This is a genomic window from Pseudoduganella rhizocola (assembly GCF_045984285.3).
Lineage (GTDB): Bacteria > Pseudomonadota > Gammaproteobacteria > Burkholderiales > Burkholderiaceae_D > Rugamonas.
In genome coordinates, this window is sequence record NZ_JBJQIK030000003.1 from 103,052 (window position 1) to 120,738 (window position 17,687).

A 17,687-nucleotide genomic window follows, 5' to 3' on the forward strand; every position below is an offset into this window, starting at 1 on the left:
CATGTACCAGTCGCATTTCGGCCTGCGCGAAGTCCCGTTCAGCATCACTCCTGACACGAGCTTCTTCTTTACCAGCCCGCACTCGCAGGAGGCGCTGAACACCTTGCTGGTGGCGGCGCGCAGCGGGGAGGGCTTCATCAAGATCACGGGCGAGGTGGGCACCGGCAAGACGCTGCTGTGCCGCAAATTCATCGCCACGCTGGGCGACGAATTCGTCACGGCCTACATCCCGAATCCCTACCTGGAGCCGCGCACCCTGATGCTGGCGCTGGCCGATGAACTGGAACTGACGCTGGACAAGGACGTGGACCAGCACCAGCTGCTGAAGTCCATCACTTTCCGCCTGATGGAGCTGGCGGGGCAGAACAAGCAGGTGGTGCTGTGCCTGGACGAGGCGCAGGCGATTCCGCTGGAAAGCCTGGAGGCCCTGCGCCTGCTGACCAACCTGGAGACGGAGAAGCGCAAGCTGCTGCAGATCGTGCTGTTCGGCCAGCCCGAGCTGAATATGCACCTGGAGCAGGATTCGATCCGCCAGCTCGCGCAGCGCATCACTTTCCATTATCATCTTGGTCCTTTGAACAAGGACGACCTGGAATACTACCTGGCGCACCGCCTGCGCGTGGCCGGCTTTACCGGCGGACGCCTGTTCGGCCGCGGCGCCGTGTCGCAGCTGTATGCGGCGAGCGGCGGCATTCCGCGCCTGATCAACATCCTGGCGCACAAGGCGCTGATGCTGGCGTATGGCGAGGGCAAGCAGGAAGTGAGCAAGCGGCATGTAACGATTGCCGCCCAGGATACGGTGGCAACCAGAAGCTCGCGCCTGCCATGGCTGATTGGCGGCCTGAGTTTGCTGGTGGCGGCGTGTAGCGTAACGTGGGCACTGACTAAATGAGTTTGATTAACAAGATGCTGCAGGATCTGGACGCCCGCCAGGGTGGCGAGGCTGCGCGCCAGGGCGGTTCGCCCGTGGTGCGGCCTGTGGCATCGGGCGGCGAGCGCTGGCCGCGTCCCGGCCTGGCCCTCGCGGCAGGTGTGGGGGTGGTGGTGCTGGCATTGGGTGGGGTGCTCGCATGGCGCTACCTGTTCAGCAAGCCGCCCGTGGCTGCTGGCGCTGTGCCGGCCCAGGCCGCAGCGCCGGCCGCAAAGCCGGCCGTGGTCATCGTGCCATCCAACCCGGTCACGCCGCCAGAGGATGCGAAGCCGGCCAAGCCCGAGCCGGGTACGCTGGCTGCGAATGAGGCTGCCGCGGCCAAGTCCGGTGCCGTCCGCGATGCAGAGGCCGGCGCCAGGCCTGCTGCCGCAGCGAAGCAAAGCCGTGCCGCCCAGCGTTCCGGCGAGACCGCGCGCAGCGAAGCGGCCGTGGCGGCAGCGCCGCGTACACCGCGCGCCCGTGCCGGCGACACGGCTGCCGCAGCGCGTCCGCAGCAGGACGATGTGGGCAGCCAGCAGCGCGGCGAAACCTTATACCGCCGCGGCCTGGCGGCCCTGCAGGAAGGCCGCGTCAACGAGGCGCTGGCATCGCTGGAGCAGGCTGTCCTGTATTATCCGCGCCACGATGCGGCGCGCCAGACGCTGATTGGCCTGCTGATCGAGAACCGCCGCACCGATGAAGCCATCCGCCACCTGCAGTTCGGCATCGGCCTCGATCCGCGCCAGGTAAATATGGCCATGCTGCTGGCGCGCCTGCAGCTGGAGCGGGGCGGGGCGGCCGTGGACACGCTGCAGCGCAGCCTGCCATACGCGGGCAATAACGCCGAATACCGCGCCTTCCTGGCCGGCGCGCTGCAGCACGACCAGCGCCACCGCGAGGCGGTGGAGCAGTACCAGGCCGCGCTGCGCCTGCAGCCGCATAACGGTGTCTGGTGGATGGGCCTCGGCATCTCGCTGCAGGCCGACAAACGCAACGCGGAAGCGCGTGATGCCTTCACCCGCGCGCGCGCCACCGGTGCGCTCAATCCCGAGCTTCAGGTTTTCGTCGAACGCAAGCTGCAGCAGCTGAATTAAAGCGCGGCCAGCGCGCCCCATACCTGCTTCATGCCGAAGCGCAGGTCGGCGTCGTCTTCCGATAAGGCAGCCCTGATGCCGCAGCCGCTGTCGCTGCTGCGGCGCTGTATCGCCTGCGGCAGGCCGCGTCCGGCGGCGTCGCGCAGGCAGTGGATGTCCAGCAGGCCGCTGGCGGTGTCGCGGTGCGCGATCACGCCCATCTCGCCGTTCTCCAGCTGCACCAGGCAGCCGGGCGGATAGGGGCCCAGCACCTGGCGGAAGGTGGCTGCCAGCAGGTGGTCGCTGTCGGCCGCCGTATCGCTGGACAGCCTGTCCAGCGCAGCATCCGGCAGCAGCGAGCAGCGGTAATTGCGCGCTGAAACGCGGGCGCAATAGCGGTCCGCAAGACTCAGCAGGCGCGCATTCTGTGTGATCTCCTCCAGCTTCCTGCCTTCGGGGTAGCCGCTGCCGTCGCCGTTCTCATGGTGCTGCAGCACGCAGGAAATCCATTCCTCGTCCGTCACGCCGGCGCTTTTCAGCAGCTCGGCGCTGCTTTCGGGATGGCGCCGCACAATGGCCATCTCGTGCGGCTCCAGCGCGCCAGGCTTGCGCTGGAAGCTGTCATGTTCGCGCAGCATGCCCACGTTCATGGTCAGCGCCGCCGCCGCCAGCGAGTGGATCTCGCCTTCGGGCTTGCGCATGGCGCGCGCCACCAGCAGCACCACGATGGCGGTCTCGATACAGTGCCGCACCGCGTAGGTGCCGGCAATCTGGTTCAGGAAGATGCAGGCCAGCGCCACGTCCGGGTCAAGTTCCACGGCACGCTGCAGGTCGCGCACGATGGCGCGCATGTCGATATCGGCGTTCTGCTCATTGCGCATTTGGGCCAGCAGCTTCTCCAGCCGCCGGTTGATCTCGTTCAGCGCATGCAGAACCGATGGATGGGGTTCATTCAGGCTGTTCACGTTTGCTCCTAAACCCTGGACAGGCGCTCCAGGGCAAGCGCCAATGTCTCGTCCTTCTTCGCAAAGCAGAATCGCACGATGCCGGATTCGCGCGGCTGGCGGTAGAAGGGCGATACGGGAATTGCGGCGACCTTGATCTCGGTGGTCAGCCACTCCGCGAACTCCGGTTCCGGCATGGACGAAATCGCGCCGTAGCGCACGCATTGGAAATAGGTGCCATCGGCCGGCAGCAGCTCGAAGCGGCTGTTGCGCAGGCCGTCGCGGAACAGGTCGCGCTTGCGCTGGTAGAAGGCCGGCAGTTCGATGTAAGGCTGGGCATCCTGCATGTAGTCCGCAATCCCGGCCTGCATTGGGGTGTTCACGCTGAACACATTGTATTGATGGACCTTGCGGAACTCCTGCATCAGCGGCGCGGGAGCGGCCACATAGCCTACCTTCCAGCCGGTGACGTGATAGGTCTTGCCGAAGCTCGATACCACGAAGCTGCGCGCCGCCAGCGCGGGGTAGCGGCTCATGGACTCGTGGCGCTGACCGTCATAAACCATGTGTTCGTACACTTCATCCGACAGGATGAGGATCTGCGTGCCGCGCACGATATCGGCCAGCTTGCGCATATCGTCCGCGCGCAGCACGGTGCTGGTTGGGTTGTGCGGCGTGTTGATGACGATCAGGCGGGTGCGCGCCGAGACGGCCGCTGCCAGCTTGTCCCATGGCAGGCGAAATCCCTGTTCGCCCAGTTCCATCTGCACCAGCACGGGCACGCCGCCGCACAGCTCCACGGCCGGCAGGTAGCTGTCGTAGGCCGGTTCGATGATGATGACCTCATCGCCCGGATGCACCGAGCACAGGATGGCGCCGGTCAGCGCTTCCGTGGCGCCCGCGGTCACGGTAATTTCGGCGTCCGCATCGTAGGCATGGCCGTAGACTGCGCGGATCTTGCCGGCGATGGCCGCGCGCAGCTGCGGCAGTCCGGTCATCGGCGCGTACTGGTTGAGGCCAGCGCGCATCGCATCGCTGACTGCGTCGGTCAGCTTCGGTTCGCAGGCAAAGTCCGGGAAGCCCTGGCCAAGATTGACCGCGCCATGCTGCATGGCGAGCTGGGACATGCGGGTAAAAACGGTAGTGCCAACGGCGGGCAGGCGGCTGGCAAGGGCAGGGGTGGCGGGTGGAATATGCGGGCTGTTCATGGCCCCATTCTAGCGCGCAATGTCTTAGTCTTCCAGACTCCACTTTTCGGGGGTGATAACGCGAAACATCCCTTCGCGCGCGAGGCGTTTGGCCAGCTTCAGCAGGGCCTTGTCCTTGGTAATCAGCGTATGCGCCTGGGCATCGCGCGCCAGCTCCAGGAATTTCTGGTCGTCCTTGTCGGTGCACACCGGCAGCCGCACGCCGGATTCGGGCGGCGCCACCACCTTGATCAGGGCATCGAAGCGCGCCGCGGCCTGCGGGCGCGTGCTCTCGTCCAGCGGCAGGTGGGAATAATGCAGCACGATATTGTATTCGTCGCGGCAGTCGGCCCGCGTTATCGCCTCCACGGCGCCGGATTCCATGGCGGCCAGCAGCCCGGCCCAGCGCGGATCGTGGAACACGAACAGGTCGAGGCAGACATTGGTGTCGATGACGATGCGTTTCGGTGGAACGGGTATCATGTCGGAAATTCTTGTTCTGAAGTATGTTTTAAATCTTATGCTGATAGTGCTTTCGCCCGCCAAAAGTCTCGACCTCGATACACCGCCCACCACCAAGCTGCATACCGATCCCGCTTTTCTCGACCGTTCCGCCGAGCTGATCGAGCGCCTGCGCGCCTTTTCGCCCGCCGAGCTGGGCGAGCTGATGGACCTGTCCGACGCCTTGTCCACGCTGAACGTGGCGCGCTACGCCTCGTGGACCAAAGACCTGAGCGAAGCGCGCCAGGCGGTCATGACCTTTAATGGCGACGTCTACGACGGCCTGCATGCGCGCAGCCTCACGCCGAAGCAGCTCGGCTATGCGCAGTCGAATATCCGCATCCTGTCCGGCCTGTACGGCATGCTGCGACCGCTGGACCGCATCCATGCGCACCGCCTGGAAATGGGCACCCGGCTCGACACGCGGCATGGCAAGGACTTGTACAGCTTCTGGGGCGATACGATTACCGAGGCGCTGAACGAGGAAGTGGAGCGCACGGGCGCGCCGGCGCTGGTCAACCTGGCATCGGAAGAGTATTTCAAATCCGTGCGTCCGGCCAAGCTGAAGGTGCCGGTGATCACCCCGGTGTTCGAGGACTACAAGAACGGCAAATACAAGATCATTTCCTTCTACGCCAAGCGGGCGCGCGGCATGCTGGCGCGCTACGCGGCGGTGAAGGGCATTACCGATCCGGAGCAGCTCAAGAAATTCAAGGTGGACGGCTACGCCTTCGTCAAGAAGGAATCAGATGCGTCCACCTGGCTGTTCCGCCGCAAAGTGGCGGAATAAGCTTAGCCCCAGAACTTCCACCAGCGGCGTTCCTGCTTCGGAGCGCCATCTTCCAGGAAGCGGCTGTTGGGGAAGTTTTGCTTGAATACGCGCATCGCGTCGTCGCGCAGCACCGTGTTGCCCAGCTTGTCGTAGCTGCGGATCATGATGAACAGCGCTTCCTCGATGGACGGCGAGTCGCGGTAGTCGCGCACGGCGCCCATGGCGCGGTTGGCCGCCGCCAGATAGGCGCCGCGGCGGTAGTAGTAGCGCGCCACGTACACTTCATAGGTCGCCATCGCATTGATCAGGTACTTCATGCGGTCGATGGCGTCCGGCGCGTACTTGCTGTTCGGGTACTTGTCGACCAGGGCCTTGAAGGCGGTGAAGGCCTCGCGGGTGGCTTTCGGGTCGCGCTCGGCCGGATCCTGTTCGTAGATGAAGTTCAGCAGGCCAACGTTGTCGTTGAAGTTCACCAGGCCGCGCAGGTAGTACATATAGTCCACGTTCGGGTGGTTCGGGTGCAGCTTGATGAAGCGCTCCACCGCTGCCAGCGCCTGGGCCTGGTCCTGCGACTTGTAGTAGGCGTAGGCAATGTCCATCTGCGCCTGCTGGGCGTAGATGCCGAAGGGATAGCTCGCTTCAAGCCGTTCGAACAGCTGGATCGAGCGTTCGTAGTTCGAGCTTTCCAGCTCGGACTTGGCCTCCGAGTATAATTTCGTTGCGGACCAGCCTTTGGTCTCGTCGTATTTGTCTGAAGAGAATAAACCACAACCGGACAAACTGAGCAGTACGACAGTTGCTGCGACTACCGATAATTTTTTTTGCATGTTATTTGCAAGAAGACGTTTAACCAAAATACTACAACAGGCTGATTATAGCCGATGGAAATGCCGTGATATTGAAACCTGAACCGAATTCGCAAGAAGAAGCCCCGGATACCGATTTTGACGCAGATTTTGAGGGCGAAGACCTTGCGACCGAATCGGGCGACCCGCTGGCCCCCATCGCGCTGGAACTGACGCCCGAAGTCTGCGGCGAGCGCCTGGATAAAGTGGTAGCCCGCCTGGTGCCGCAGTTCTCGCGCGGCCGCCTGCAGAGCTGGATCGAGGATGGTTTCGTCACCGTGGACGGCAAGCCCGCCAAGGTGCGCGCCACCGTGTATGGCGACGAAAAGATCGTGGTGCTGCCGCAGGCCGCCCCGGAAGACGTGGCCTTCACCCCCGAGCCCATGGACCTCGATATCGTGTTCGAGGACGCCCACCTCATCGTGATCAACAAGCCGGCCGGCCTGGTGGTCCATCCGGGCGCCGGCAACTGGTCGGGCACCCTGCTGAACGGCCTGCTGCACCATTGCCCCCAGCTGGGCGGGGTGCCGCGCGCCGGCATCGTGCACCGCCTGGACAAGGACACCAGCGGCCTGATGGTCATCGGCAAGGACCTGGCCACCCAGACCGACCTGGTGCGCCAGCTGCAGGCGCGCACCGTCAAGCGCGAATACTGGTGCCTGGTATGGGGCACGCCGCGCCTGTTCGGCACCATCGACGCCGCCATGGGCCGCCACCCGAAAGACCGCGTCAAGATGGCCGTCACCAGCGCCATGGGCTCCAAGCCCGCGATTACGCATTACCGCCGCCTGGCCGAAGGCCACCTGGGCGAACGCCGCCCGGTCAGCCTGGTGCAGTGCCGTCTCGAAACCGGCCGCACCCACCAGATCCGCGTGCATATGGCGCACCTGGGCTTCTCGCTGGTGGGCGACTATGTGTACGGCAAGCAGCACCTGACCGAAGTGTTCCCGCGCCAGGCCCTGCAGGCCCGCCGCCTGGGCCTGGTGCATCCGGCCACCGGCGAGCAGTGCGAATGGACGGTGCCGCTGGCCGAGGACTTCAAGGCCCTGCTGGACGAAGCGGGCATCGAGGAGCCGGACGAGAACGCGTTGCAGGACGAATACGGCGACGACGATGACGGCCACTACGACGACGAGGAGTGATGCGCGGCGCTCCTCAATGGCTGGTTCCGGACTGGCCCGACGCCCCGGATAACGTGGCGGTGCTGTGCACCACGCGGCGCGGCGGCGTGAGCCCGGCGCCGTACGGCGACGGGCAGGGCGGCGGCGGCCTGAACCTGGGCACCCATGTGGGCGATGCCCCGAAATGCGTGGAGCGTAACCGCGACATCCTGCGTGCCGAGCTGCCTTGCGAGCCAGCCTGGCTGTCCCAGGTGCACGGCATAGGCGTGGTGGATGCCGACGCAGTGGGACTGGATGAACTGCCGGAGGCCGATGCCAGCTATGCGCGCCGCCACGGCACCGTGTGCGCCATCATGACCGCCGACTGCCTGCCCGTGCTGTTCACGGATACGGCAGGCAGCATCGTGGCCGGCGCCCATGCGGGCTGGCGCGGCCTCGCCAGCGGCGTGCTGGAGCAGACCGTGCGCTCCATGCGCGAGCAGGGCGCGGGCGAGATCGTGGCCTGGATGGGCGCCGCCATCGGTCCCCTCAAGTTCGAGGTGAGCGAAGACGTGCGCCAGGCCTTCCTGGTGCGCGAACAGGGCGATGCGGCGCTGCTCGAAGCGGCGTTCCGGCCGGTGGCGGGCAGCAATGGCAAATACCTGGCCGATATCTATGCGCTGGCCAGTGCCGCGCTGCGCCGGGTGGGCGTGACAAGGGTGAGCGGCGGCGAATACTGCACGGTATCGAACTCCGGCCGTTTCTACTCCTACCGCCGCGACGGCGTAACGGGGCGGCAGGCCAGCCTGATCTGGCTCAAATGATCATTGATCTTTCCGGCGGGCCGCTTCGGCGGCGGCTTCGCGGCGGCGTTTGCGTCGCTTCCCGCCCGTTAAGTAGAATAGAATCCCCAGCGGTACAACGCAGTAGAGCAGAAAAGTCATGATGCCGGCCACCACCGTCGGTTCGGTGAGGGCCATCAGCAGCACGACGTAAATCCAGGCAACAGCAACGATCAGCATAAGTGCAGTTTCAGTGAAAGCGAATTGAACAGATGAACTTCAACACGAATATGCCCGACCCGCAAGCCATTGCCAATGCGTGGATGTCGCAGATGGGCGATCCGAACCAATGGCAGTCCTGGCTCAAGATGATGCCTGAGATGGACGCCATGCCCGGCGCGGCCCTGCTGAAGGAGGCCGGCGCCACCATCCGCCCCGAGGTGCTGGAACGCCTCAAGAACGATTACCTGGCCGAATTCGGCGCCCTGTGGCAGGGTTTCATGTCCGGCAAGGCGCCCGAAATCAGGGACCGCCGCTTCAGTTCGGAAGCCTGGCAGGGCAACCCTGTGTCGGCCTTCAATGCCGCCGCCTATCTGCTGAATGCGAAATTCATGTTGGCCATGGCCGATGCCGTGGACGCCGCACCGCACCAGAAACAGAAAATCCGCTTCACCGTGCAGCAGGTGGTGGACGCCATGTCGCCCGCCAATTTCCTCGCCACCAATCCGGAAGCGCAGCAAAAGCTGATCGAAACCAAGGGCGAGAGCCTGACCAAGGGCCTGGCCAATATGCTGGGCGATATGCAGAAGGGCCATATCTCGCTCTCAGATGAGAAGGCGTTCGAAGTCGGCCGCAACCTGGCTGTCACCGAAGGGCAGGTGGTCTACGAGAATCCGCTGTTCCAGCTGCTGCAGTACAAGCCGATGACGGAGACCGTGAAGCAGCGCCCGCTGCTCATCGTCCCGCCCTGCATCAACAAATTCTATATTCTCGACCTGCAGCCGGAGAACTCCCTGGTGCGCTATGCGGTGGAGCAGGGCAATACCGTGTTCCTCGTCTCCTGGCGCAATCCGGACCAGTCGCTGGCCAAAACCACCTGGGACGACTATGTGGATGAGGGCGTGGTCAATGCCATCAACATCGTCAAGGCCATCACCAGGGAAGAAAAGCTGAACACGCTGGGCTTCTGCGTGGGCGGCACCTTGCTGTCCACGGCGCTGGCCGTGATGGCGGCGCGCGGCGAGCAGCCTGCCGCCAGCGTCACGCTGCTGACCACCTTCCTCGACTTCAGCGATACCGGCGTGCTGGACGTCTTCGTCGATGAGCCGCAGGTGCAGCTGCGCGAACAGGCGCTGGCCGCAGGCGGCCTGATGCCGGGCCGCGACCTGGCAAGTACTTTCTCCAGCCTGCGCCCGAACGACCTGGTCTGGAATTATGTGCAATCGAACTACCTGAAGGGCAACGAACCGCCGCCTTTCGACCTGCTGTACTGGAATTCCGACTCCACCAACCTGCCGGGCCCCATGTTCTGCTGGTACCTGCGCAACACCTACCTGGAGAACAAGCTCAAGCATCCGGGCAAGCTCACCGTGGCGGGCGAGGCGGTGGACCTGTCGAAGATCGAGGCTCCCGCCTTCATCTACGGCTCGCGCGAAGACCATATCGTGCCCTGGATGTCGGCTTTCGCCTCGATGCAGATCCTGAACCCGAAAAAGCGCAAGGACAACCGCTTCGTGCTGGGCGCCTCCGGCCATATCGCAGGCGTCATCAATTCCCCGGCCAAGAACAAGCGCAGCTACTGGGTCAACGACGCAGCCGGGCAGAAGGACGCCGAAACCTGGCTGGCGGGCGCGCAGGAGCATCCGGGCAGCTGGTGGCCGGAGTGGGCAGCCTTCCTGGCAGCCAATGGCGGCAAGGATGTGAAGGCGCGCAGCAAGCTGGGCAATACCAAATACAAGCCAATCGAAGCGGCGCCGGGGCGTTATGTAAAAGAAAAGGCCGAGTAATTTGTGGCAATTATTACCAGATTGCCGCGCTGAATCGCTTTTTGCGTCGCAATAAACACGATATTCTTGTTTCCGGGCGCCCAAACCGAGTTTTTTTCACTCTATAATGGGCGCGCAGGCTTGTGAGAAGCGAACCTCAGTTCGCTTTTTTTTCGATTTCAACTTAGGTATGCGCTGCGGCGCAATAACGGATCTGTGATGAGTAGTGGAAAAAAAAGTGCTGAACGCCTGATCAAAAAGTACCCGAACCGCCGGCTGTACGACACTCAGACCAGCTCCTACATTACGTTGACCGACGTAAAGCAGCTGGTTTTGGACAGCGAAGACTTCACCGTAGTCGATGCCAAGTCCAATGAAGACCTGACCCGCAGCATCCTGCTGCAGATCATCCTGGAAGAAGAGGCGAGCGGGGTGCCGATGTTCAGCACCGACGTGCTGGCGCAGATCATCCGTTACTACGGGCACGCGATGCAGGGCATGATGGGCTCCTACCTGGAAAAGAACATTCAGGCCTTCACCGACATCCAGCGCAAGTTTACCGCCAGCGCCTCGAATTTCGACAGCAAGACCTTCAGCCCGGAGATGTGGACCCAGTTCATGAACGTGCAGGCGCCGATCATGCAAGGCATGATGAACAACTACATCGACCAGTCCAAGAGCCTGTTCGTGCAGATGCAGGAGCAGATGCAGAACCAGAGCAAGAACCTGTTCGGCGCCTTCCCCTTCGCGCCGCCGCCCACGGACAAGAAGTAAGCACCCCACGAAAACCGGCGCGCGACGCCGGTTTTTTAATTGGGGACGGACCCGGATTATACGAATCATATAATCCGGGTCCGTCCCCAATTAGATTTTGTTGACGGCGCAAAATGCACGCTGGTACTATGACCACTTTGTGGAAACGGTTCCAATGAAGGAGTGCAAGTGGGTCAGGACTCAGCTTTGACGACGGCCTTCGCGCCGCCGGCCGACTCGGTATTGTGGCGCAAGGATTTCCTGCTCGGCGTGGCCACCGCCGCCTACCAGATTGAAGGCGCCACCGGGGAAGACGGCCGCCTGCCATCGATCTGGGACACCTTCTCCGCCATTCCCGGCAAGGTGCTGCACGGCGATACCGGCGCCGTGGCCTGCGACCATTACCACCGCTGGCAGCAGGACGTGGACTTGATCCACGGCCTGAACATGGAAGCCTACCGCCTCTCCATCGCCTGGCCGCGCGTGATGGACGCCGCCGGCAATCCCAACCCGAAAGGCATCGCCTTCTACCGCGAGCTGCTGCAGTCCCTGCGCGCAAAGGGCCTGAAGACCTTCGTCACCCTCTACCACTGGGACCTGCCGCAGCACCTGGAAGACAAGGGCGGCTGGGTCAACCGCGACACCGCCTACCGCTTTGCCGAATATGCAGACCTGATGAGCCGCGAGCTGGCAGGCCTGGTGGATGCCTGGTCCACACTGAACGAACCCTGGTGCTCGGCGATGCACGGCTACGGCACCGGCCACCATGCGCCGGGCAAAGCCGACAACAAGCTGGCGCTGCAGGCCATGCACCACCTGCTGCTGGGCCACGGCCTGGCGATGCAGGTGCTGCGCAGGAACGATCCGGCTTCGCTGAAAGGCATCGTGGCCAATATCGGGCGCGGCACCACGGATGGCGGCACCGCTGCCGACCGCCGCGCCGCCGAACTGTTCGAGATCCAGCAAAACAACTGGGTGCTGGACCCCTTGCTCAAGCAGTCCTACCCGCAAGGCCTGTTCGAGCTGTGGCCGGGCACCGAGCCGGTGGTGGAAGAAGGCGATATGGCCGTCATCGCCGCGCCGATGGACTACCTCGGCATCAACTACTACTTCCGCACCAATGTGCGCAGCGACGGAGCGCACGGCTACACGGAAATTCCGCTGGATGGCGTGGAGCGCACGCAGATGGGCTGGGAAGTGTTCCCGGACGGCCTGCGCGACCTGCTGATCGGCTTCCGCGGCGAGTACGCGAACCTGCCGCCTATCTACATCACCGAGAACGGCACCGCCTCCGACGATGCGGTGCAGGACGGCGCCGTGAACGATGCGCAGCGCATGTCCTTCCTGAACCGGCACCTGGCCGCGGTAGACCAGGCCGTGAAGGCGGGCGTGGACGTACGCGGCTACTTTATCTGGTCGCTGATGGACAATTTTGAATGGGCCTTCGGCTACGAGCGCCGCTTCGGCATCGTACACGTGGATTACGCGACCCAGAAGCGCACGCCGAAACGCAGCGCGGAACTGGTGCGCGACTTCCTGGCAAAGAGGAGAAATCGCCAGGACTGATTCATCCGCAAGCCCGTTTCAACTATCATTAGCATCGACCGAGAATAAGGCGCATGAGCGCCCAGGAGACAGAATGAGGAAGGCTTCACAACTGGCCTGCGCGCTGGCGCTGGCCATCAGCGGCGCGGCCATGGCGCGGGCGCCGCAGCCGCCCAAGGCGCCGCCGGCGCCCAAGGCACCAGCCGCGCCCCAGCCTCCGCTGAAAGCTACCGTATCGCATTGGTGGACCTCGGGCGGCGAATCGGCCGCCGTGCGCGTGTTTGCGGAGGCGTTCAACAAGGCTGGCGGACTGTGGATTGACCAGGCCATCGCCGGCGCCGACAATTCGCGCGCCGCCACCGTGAACCGCATCGTCGGCGGCAATGCGCCCATGATCGCGCAGTTCAACACCTCCAAGCAGTTCCGCGACATTGTGGACCAGGGCATGTTGAACAACATCGACGACGTGGCCGCCGCCGGCAATTGGGACAATGTGCTGGCCAAGCCCATCATCGACGTCATCAAGGTCAATGGCCACTACTATGCCGCGCCGGTGAACATCCACATGCCGGCCTGGTTCTTCTATTCCAAAGCGGCCTTCGCCAAGGCGGGCATCAAGGGCGAGCCGAAATCCTGGGAAGAATTCATCGCCGCGCTGGACAAGCTGAAAAAGGCCGGGATTATCCCGCTCGGTTTCGGCGGCCAGGTATGGCAGGAGAAAATCCTGTTCGACGCCGTGTTCGCGCTGGTAGGCGGCCCCGAGCTGTACATGAAGATCTACCGCGACCGCGACTACGCCGCCGTGAACTCGGAAGCTTTCCGCCAGGTGCTGATCAAGTTCCGCAGCCTGCGCAACTACATCGATCCGGGCTCGCCGGGCCGCAACTGGAACGACGCCACCGCCATGGTGGTGACGGGCCGTGCGGGCGTGCAGATCATGGGTGACTGGGCCAAGGGCGAGTTCTCTGCTGCCGGCCAGGTGGCGGGCAAGGATTTCGGCTGCTTTGCCGGTTTCGGTCCCAAATCGCCGTACCTGGTAGCGGGCGATGCCTTCGTGTTCCCCAAATCGGCCAAGCCGCAGATCGTGAAGGCCCAGAAGCTGTTCGCGACGGTGGTGACTTCGCCAGGTCCCCAGGCCGATTTCGCGGTGAAAAAAGGTTCCATCCCGATCCGCCCCGATGTCGATACCTCGAAAATGGACCTGTGCGCGAAGCAGGGCATCGAGATCATGAAGGACCGCTCGCGCCAGCTGCCGAATCCGGAGATGCTGCTGGAACCGGATCTGGTGGGTTCGCTGCAGGATGTGCTGACCAATTTCTGGAACCGCAACCAGACGCCTGAGCAGGCGCAGAAGAACTTCATCCAGGCCATGAAGGACCAGACATGGTGAGCTCACGTTCCCGCACGTCCATCGCGGCGTGGATCGCCCTGCTGCCCATGGTGCTGACGGTGGTTTTTGCCTACATCGGCACCATGCTGTTCACGGCGCGCGTTTCCGTCAGCAGCTCGCGCATTTTCCCCACCAACGATTTCGTCGGCCTGGGCCAGTATGCGCGCCTGTTCCGCAACGAACGCTGGCTGCTGTCGCTGGAAAACATCGCCGTCTACGGCGTGCTGTTCGTGCTGCTTTGCCTCGTGATCGGTTTTCTGCTGGCCGTATTCATCGACCAGAAGGTGAGCGGGGAGGGCATGCTGCGCACGGTGTTCCTGTATCCCTATGCAATGTCCTTCGTGGCCACCGGCCTTGTCTGGCAATGGATCCTGAATCCTTCGCTCGGCATCCAGCAGGTGCTGCGCCATATCGGTTTCGAGGATGCGCAGTTCGACTGGATCGTGGACCAGGACAAGGCGCTCTACACGATTGTGATCGCCACCGTCTGGCAGGCTTCCGGCCTGGTAATGGCGCTGCTGCTGTCCGGCCTGCGCGGCATTGACGAGGAAATGTGGAAGGCTGCACGCATCGACGGCATTCCGCGCTGGCGTGTGTACATCAGCATCGTGCTGCCCATGCTGTGGCCTTCGATTTCAACCGCCTTCGTGCTGCTGTTCGCCATGGTGGTCAAGCTGTTCGACCCGGTGGTGGCGATGACGCAGGGCGGTCCGGGCACCGCCAGCGAGGTGCCCGCGAAATTCATCATGGATTACCTGTTCGGCCGCGCCAATATCGGCCTGGCCTCGGCTGCATCCATTGTGCTGCTGACCACCGTGGTGGCCATCGTGGCGCCGCTTTACTTCGCCCGCAGCAAGGCGGTCCAGAAAAGGAGCAAGGCATGAAGCCCGTCTCGCGCATGACGCCGGGCCGCATCGGCCTGTATGCCTTCCTCATCATGGCGGCGCTGTTCTTCCTGGTGCCGCTGTATGTGATGCTCGTGACTTCGGTGAAGCCGATGAGCGAGATCCGCCTCGGGAATATCTTTGCGCTGCCCGCTGCGCCAACGCTGGATGCCTGGGGCATGGCCTGGAAGTCCGCCTGTACCGGCCTGGAATGCGAAGGCATACGCGGAGGCTTCTGGAACTCGGTCAAGATCACGCTGCCAAGCACGGTGTTTTCCATCGTCGTTGGCGCCATCAACGGTTACGCGCTGTCCTTCTGGAAGCCGCGCGGCGCCAAGGTGCTGTTCAGCGTGCTCATGATGGGCGCCTTCATTCCGGGGCAGGTGATGCTGTACCCGCTGGTGCGCGCGCTGGCGGCGGTGGACCTGTACAGTTCCGTGCCGGGCATCGTGCTGGTGCACGTGATCTTCGGCATGCCGATGATGACGCTGTTGTTCCGCAACTACTACGCCTCGCTGCCGGATGAACTGTTCAAGGCTGCGCGCATCGACGGCGGCGGCTTCTGGCGCATCTTCTTCGAGCTGATGCTGCCGATGTCCACGCCGGTGATCGTGGTGGCCGTCATCATGCAGGTCACGAATATCTGGAACGATTTCCTGCTGGGCCTCGTGTTCGCGGGCTCGGACAACCTGCCGATGACGGTCCAGCTGAACAACATCATCAACACGACGACGGGCGAACGCCTGTACAACGTCAACATGGCCGCCACCATCCTCACTTCACTGGTGCCGCTGGCCCTCTATTTCATCTCCGGCCGCTGGTTCGTGCGCGGTATCGCCTCTGGCGCCGTTAAGGGTTAATGCATGTCGAACGTCTCTATCAAAAATCTGCAGATCACGCTGGGCGAGAACAAGGTGATCGACTCGCTGAACCTCGAAGTGAAGGATGGCGAATTCGTCGTGCTGCTGGGCGCTTCCGGCTGCGGCAAGTCCACACTGCTGCACAGCATCGCGGGCCTGATCGACGTCAGTGGCGGCTCGATTGAAATCGGCGGCAAGGACATGACCTGGGTGGACCCCAAGGACCGCGGCATCGCGCTCGTGTTCCAGTCCTATGCCCTGTACCCGACCATGAACGTGGAGAAGAACATGTCCTTCGGCCTGCGCATCAACGGCACGCCGAAAGAAGAGATCAAGCGCCGCGTGGCGCGTGCCGCCGAAATGCTGCACCTGCAGCCCCTGCTGGACCGCAAGCCTGCCAACCTGTCGGGCGGCCAGCGTCAGCGCGTGGCCATCGGCCGCGCCATCGTGCGCGAGGCGGATGTGTTCCTGTTCGATGAGCCGCTGTCCAACCTGGATGCCAAGCTGCGCACGGAGCTGCGCCGCGAGCTCAAGCTGCTGCACAAGCAGCTGGGCGCCACCATGATCTACGTTACGCACGACCAGGTGGAAGCGATGACGCTGGCCAGCCGCATCGCCGTGATGAAGGGCGGTGTGATCCAGCAGTTCGATACACCGGATACCATTTACCGCGAGCCCGCCAACCTGTTCGTGGCAGGCTTCCTCGGTTCGCCGTGCATGAACATGTTCCGCGGCGAGCTGGCCGTGGAAGGCGGCCGGACGCTGTTCCGCAATGAGCACATGAGCGTGGATGTGTCGGGCTACGCTTTCCGCCAGCCGCCGGTTTCAGGCACGCGCTGCGTGCTGGGTGTGCGGCCGGAGGATACGGTGGTGTCGTCGGACGGCCAGTACCGCGCCGGCACCACGCTGGTAGAGGCAATGGGCGCGCACCGCGTGCTGTGGATGGATTTCCATGGCACGCAGCTCGCAGCCATCGTGCAGGATGAACGTGAAGGCGGCGCGTTCTCGATCCGCAGCGAAGGCGTTTCGCTGTTCGACGAAGCGACCGAACTGCGCCTCTAAGCGTCGCTCCCGCGCAGGCCGCGGTCCGCCTTCGCGGAGCCCAGGATTGCGCCGAATGGCCCCTAGGTTCCCGCCTGCGCGGGAACGACGCCGACCGACTCGCGCATAGTCACCGTCACCGGGAACTCGCGCGCGATCTGGTAGGAAGTGCCGTAGCACTGGTTCAGCAGCCAGCGCACGGCATTCTGCGTCAGCTCCTTCACCGGGATATGCACCGAGGTCAGGCCCGGCACGGTGAAAGCCGCCGAATAGTCGTCATCGTAGCCGATCACGGACACCTCGCCCGGCACCGAAATGCCGTTCCGGTGCAGGCAGGAGAGGGCGCCCACCGCCATATCGTCATTGGCGCAAAACAGGCCGGTAAAGCGCCGGCCGCTCTTCAGCAGCGACGCCGCCGCCGCAAAGCCGCCCTCTCGCGTAAAGTCCGAATCCACGCACTGCACGTCCTCGCGCCGGATGCCATGCCGCGCCAGTTCGTCGAAGAAGCCTGCCATGCGGGCTTCGTTGTCGGTCGGCGCGTGCGGGCCGGAGATAAAGGCGAGCTGCCGGTGTCCATGCTCCAGCAGCGTGCGCGCCGCCAGCATGCCGCCATGGTGATGGTCCGGGCAGAAGGACGATTCCGGCAGCGCCGGGCTGCTGCGGTTCAGGAACGCCATCTTGGGATGCATGCGGTGCAGGTCGATCAGGTCCTGGTCATGCAGATCCTGGCCAAGCACCACGATGCCATCGCAATCGCGGTCGATCAGGAACCTCACCGCTTCCAGGGCCTCGTCGCGCGGCGGGTTGGGGCCGCAGCCGGTGGCCACCACGACGTGCCGGCGCAGGGCGCGCAGTTCGATATCGGTCTGTTTGAGGATGGTGCCGTAGTAAGCGCCGAAGAAGGTCGGCGCAAAGATTCCGATCATGCCCAGGGACTTCGCGGACAGCGAGCGGCCAATCGAGGAAGGGCGGAAATTCAGCTGCTCAATCGCGGCCTGGACGCGGCGCATGGCGTCCGCCGAAACCGGGCCGGAACCCGAAATGGCGCGCGATGCGGTGGACATGCCGACACCGGCAAGAGCTGCCACGTCCTTCAACGTTGCCACGGAATCTCC

The 17,687-nt window shown here is 63.6% G+C and carries 18 protein-coding genes; 12 read left to right on the top strand and 6 right to left on the bottom strand.

From position 1 onward, the window contains the following. The first annotated feature begins 1 nt into the window (after position 1). Positions 2 to 892 (top strand): ExeA family protein, encoded by an 891-nt coding sequence (locus ACJRPG_RS07700; RefSeq protein WP_407999480.1) that lies wholly within the window; start codon positions 2 to 4, stop codon positions 890 to 892. Continuing rightward, entirely contained in the window at positions 889 to 2,004 is a 1,116-nt protein-coding gene (locus tag ACJRPG_RS07705; protein ID WP_407999481.1) for a tetratricopeptide repeat protein, read from the top strand. Before ACJRPG_RS07700 ends, ACJRPG_RS07705 begins: the two co-directional genes overlap by 4 nt. On the opposite strand, the gene ACJRPG_RS07710 is transcribed toward ACJRPG_RS07705, so the two are convergent. From ACJRPG_RS07710 to ACJRPG_RS07720, 3 genes are read right to left on the bottom strand one after another with little or no spacing between them, the layout of a single operon-like run. Beyond that, on the bottom strand, positions 2,001 to 2,948 hold the full coding sequence (locus ACJRPG_RS07710; protein ID WP_407999482.1) for an HD-GYP domain-containing protein: 948 nt from the start codon (positions 2,946 to 2,948) through the stop codon (positions 2,001 to 2,003). The two genes, ACJRPG_RS07705 and ACJRPG_RS07710, sit on opposite strands and share 4 nt — an antisense overlap. Before the next feature lie 8 nt (positions 2,949 to 2,956). Continuing rightward, the gene (locus tag ACJRPG_RS07715) at positions 2,957 to 4,135 is read right to left on the bottom strand and encodes a pyridoxal phosphate-dependent aminotransferase (protein ID WP_407999483.1); all 1,179 of its coding nucleotides are present in this window, start codon (positions 4,133 to 4,135) and stop codon (positions 2,957 to 2,959) included. A gap of 24 nt (positions 4,136 to 4,159) precedes the next feature. Beyond that, on the bottom strand, positions 4,160 to 4,597 hold the full coding sequence (locus tag ACJRPG_RS07720) for a putative toxin-antitoxin system toxin component, PIN family (protein WP_407999484.1): 438 nt from the start codon (positions 4,595 to 4,597) through the stop codon (positions 4,160 to 4,162). Positions 4,598 to 4,634: 37 nt separating this feature from the next. On the opposite strand from ACJRPG_RS07720, the gene yaaA reads away from it, so the two are divergent. Then, positions 4,635 to 5,405, top strand: coding sequence for a peroxide stress protein YaaA (gene yaaA / locus ACJRPG_RS07725; RefSeq protein ID WP_407999485.1), 771 nt, complete (start codon positions 4,635 to 4,637; stop codon positions 5,403 to 5,405). 2 nt (positions 5,406 to 5,407) lie between these two features. On the opposite strand, the gene ACJRPG_RS07730 is transcribed toward yaaA, so the two are convergent. Further along, complete coding sequence (locus ACJRPG_RS07730) at positions 5,408 to 6,214, bottom strand: outer membrane protein assembly factor BamD (protein WP_407999486.1); 807 nt, start codon at positions 6,212 to 6,214, stop codon at positions 5,408 to 5,410. 65 nt (positions 6,215 to 6,279) lie between these two features. On the opposite strand from ACJRPG_RS07730, the gene ACJRPG_RS07735 reads away from it, so the two are divergent. Together ACJRPG_RS07735 and pgeF are read left to right on the top strand one after the other, a co-directional pair. Continuing rightward, positions 6,280 to 7,374 (top strand): RluA family pseudouridine synthase, encoded by a 1,095-nt coding sequence (locus tag ACJRPG_RS07735; RefSeq protein WP_407999487.1) that lies wholly within the window; start codon positions 6,280 to 6,282, stop codon positions 7,372 to 7,374. After that, positions 7,374 to 8,156, top strand: a complete 783-nt coding sequence (pgeF, locus tag ACJRPG_RS07740; RefSeq protein WP_407999488.1) for a peptidoglycan editing factor PgeF — start codon at positions 7,374 to 7,376, stop codon at positions 8,154 to 8,156. The genes ACJRPG_RS07735 and pgeF overlap by 1 nt, the downstream gene beginning before the upstream one ends. Here pgeF and ACJRPG_RS07745 read toward each other — a convergent pair whose 3' ends face one another. Beyond that, positions 8,157 to 8,354, bottom strand: coding sequence for a hypothetical protein (locus ACJRPG_RS07745; RefSeq protein ID WP_407999489.1), 198 nt, complete (start codon positions 8,352 to 8,354; stop codon positions 8,157 to 8,159). A gap of 32 nt (positions 8,355 to 8,386) precedes the next feature. Here ACJRPG_RS07745 and phaC point away from each other — a divergent pair, with 32 nt between their 5' ends. The 7 genes from phaC (at position 8,387) to ACJRPG_RS07780 (ending at position 16,593) form a co-directional block, all read left to right on the top strand. Then, on the top strand, positions 8,387 to 10,120 hold the full coding sequence (gene phaC, locus ACJRPG_RS07750) for a class I poly(R)-hydroxyalkanoic acid synthase (protein WP_407999490.1): 1,734 nt from the start codon (positions 8,387 to 8,389) through the stop codon (positions 10,118 to 10,120). A 198-nt stretch (positions 10,121 to 10,318) separates the two neighbouring features. Next, complete coding sequence (phaR, locus tag ACJRPG_RS07755) at positions 10,319 to 10,873, top strand: polyhydroxyalkanoate synthesis repressor PhaR (protein WP_407999491.1); 555 nt, start codon at positions 10,319 to 10,321, stop codon at positions 10,871 to 10,873. Between the two features lie 168 nt (positions 10,874 to 11,041). Further along, entirely contained in the window at positions 11,042 to 12,418 is a 1,377-nt protein-coding gene (locus ACJRPG_RS07760) for a GH1 family beta-glucosidase (RefSeq protein WP_407999492.1), read from the top strand. A gap of 130 nt (positions 12,419 to 12,548) precedes the next feature. Continuing rightward, positions 12,549 to 13,787 carry an ABC transporter substrate-binding protein gene (locus tag ACJRPG_RS07765; protein WP_407999985.1) on the top strand — a complete coding sequence of 413 codons (1,239 nt, stop codon included), beginning with the start codon at positions 12,549 to 12,551 and terminating at the stop codon, positions 13,785 to 13,787. After that, complete coding sequence (locus tag ACJRPG_RS07770) at positions 13,781 to 14,671, top strand: carbohydrate ABC transporter permease (RefSeq protein WP_407999493.1); 891 nt, start codon at positions 13,781 to 13,783, stop codon at positions 14,669 to 14,671. Before ACJRPG_RS07765 ends, ACJRPG_RS07770 begins: the two co-directional genes overlap by 7 nt. Further along, positions 14,668 to 15,531, top strand: a complete 864-nt coding sequence (locus ACJRPG_RS07775) for a carbohydrate ABC transporter permease (protein ID WP_407999494.1) — start codon at positions 14,668 to 14,670, stop codon at positions 15,529 to 15,531. Before ACJRPG_RS07770 ends, ACJRPG_RS07775 begins: the two co-directional genes overlap by 4 nt. 3 nt (positions 15,532 to 15,534) lie before the next feature. Then, entirely contained in the window at positions 15,535 to 16,593 is a 1,059-nt protein-coding gene (locus ACJRPG_RS07780) for an ABC transporter ATP-binding protein (protein WP_407999495.1), read from the top strand. 62 nt (positions 16,594 to 16,655) lie between these two features. On the opposite strand, the gene ACJRPG_RS07785 is transcribed toward ACJRPG_RS07780, so the two are convergent. Beyond that, complete coding sequence (locus ACJRPG_RS07785; RefSeq protein WP_407999496.1) at positions 16,656 to 17,678, bottom strand: LacI family DNA-binding transcriptional regulator; 1,023 nt, start codon at positions 17,676 to 17,678, stop codon at positions 16,656 to 16,658. Positions 17,679 to 17,687 lie beyond the last annotated feature (9 nt).

What these genes read in the sequence shown, in the direction of transcription:
- ACJRPG_RS07700 (WP_407999480.1), top strand. Translation starts at nt 2, where the DNA reads ATGTACCAGTCGCATTTCGGCCTGCGCGAAGTCCCGTTCAGCATCACT.
- ACJRPG_RS07705 (WP_407999481.1), top strand. Translation starts at nt 889, where the DNA reads ATGAGTTTGATTAACAAGATGCTGCAGGATCTGGACGCCCGCCAGGGT.
- ACJRPG_RS07715 (WP_407999483.1), bottom strand. Translation starts at nt 4,135, where the DNA reads ATGAACAGCCCGCATATTCCACCCGCCACCCCTGCCCTTGCCAGCCGC.
- ACJRPG_RS07720 (WP_407999484.1), bottom strand. Translation starts at nt 4,597, where the DNA reads ATGATACCCGTTCCACCGAAACGCATCGTCATCGACACCAATGTCTGC.
- yaaA (WP_407999485.1), top strand. Translation starts at nt 4,635, where the DNA reads ATGCTGATAGTGCTTTCGCCCGCCAAAAGTCTCGACCTCGATACACCG.
- ACJRPG_RS07730 (WP_407999486.1), bottom strand. Translation starts at nt 6,214, where the DNA reads ATGCAAAAAAAATTATCGGTAGTCGCAGCAACTGTCGTACTGCTCAGT.
- pgeF (WP_407999488.1), top strand. Translation starts at nt 7,374, where the DNA reads ATGCGCGGCGCTCCTCAATGGCTGGTTCCGGACTGGCCCGACGCCCCG.
- ACJRPG_RS07745 (WP_407999489.1), bottom strand. Translation starts at nt 8,354, where the DNA reads ATGCTGATCGTTGCTGTTGCCTGGATTTACGTCGTGCTGCTGATGGCC.
- phaC (WP_407999490.1), top strand. Translation starts at nt 8,387, where the DNA reads ATGAACTTCAACACGAATATGCCCGACCCGCAAGCCATTGCCAATGCG.
- phaR (WP_407999491.1), top strand. Translation starts at nt 10,319, where the DNA reads ATGAGTAGTGGAAAAAAAAGTGCTGAACGCCTGATCAAAAAGTACCCG.
- ACJRPG_RS07765 (WP_407999985.1), top strand. Translation starts at nt 12,549, where the DNA reads ATGGCGCGGGCGCCGCAGCCGCCCAAGGCGCCGCCGGCGCCCAAGGCA.
- ACJRPG_RS07770 (WP_407999493.1), top strand. Translation starts at nt 13,781, where the DNA reads ATGGTGAGCTCACGTTCCCGCACGTCCATCGCGGCGTGGATCGCCCTG.
- ACJRPG_RS07775 (WP_407999494.1), top strand. Translation starts at nt 14,668, where the DNA reads ATGAAGCCCGTCTCGCGCATGACGCCGGGCCGCATCGGCCTGTATGCC.
- ACJRPG_RS07780 (WP_407999495.1), top strand. Translation starts at nt 15,535, where the DNA reads ATGTCGAACGTCTCTATCAAAAATCTGCAGATCACGCTGGGCGAGAAC.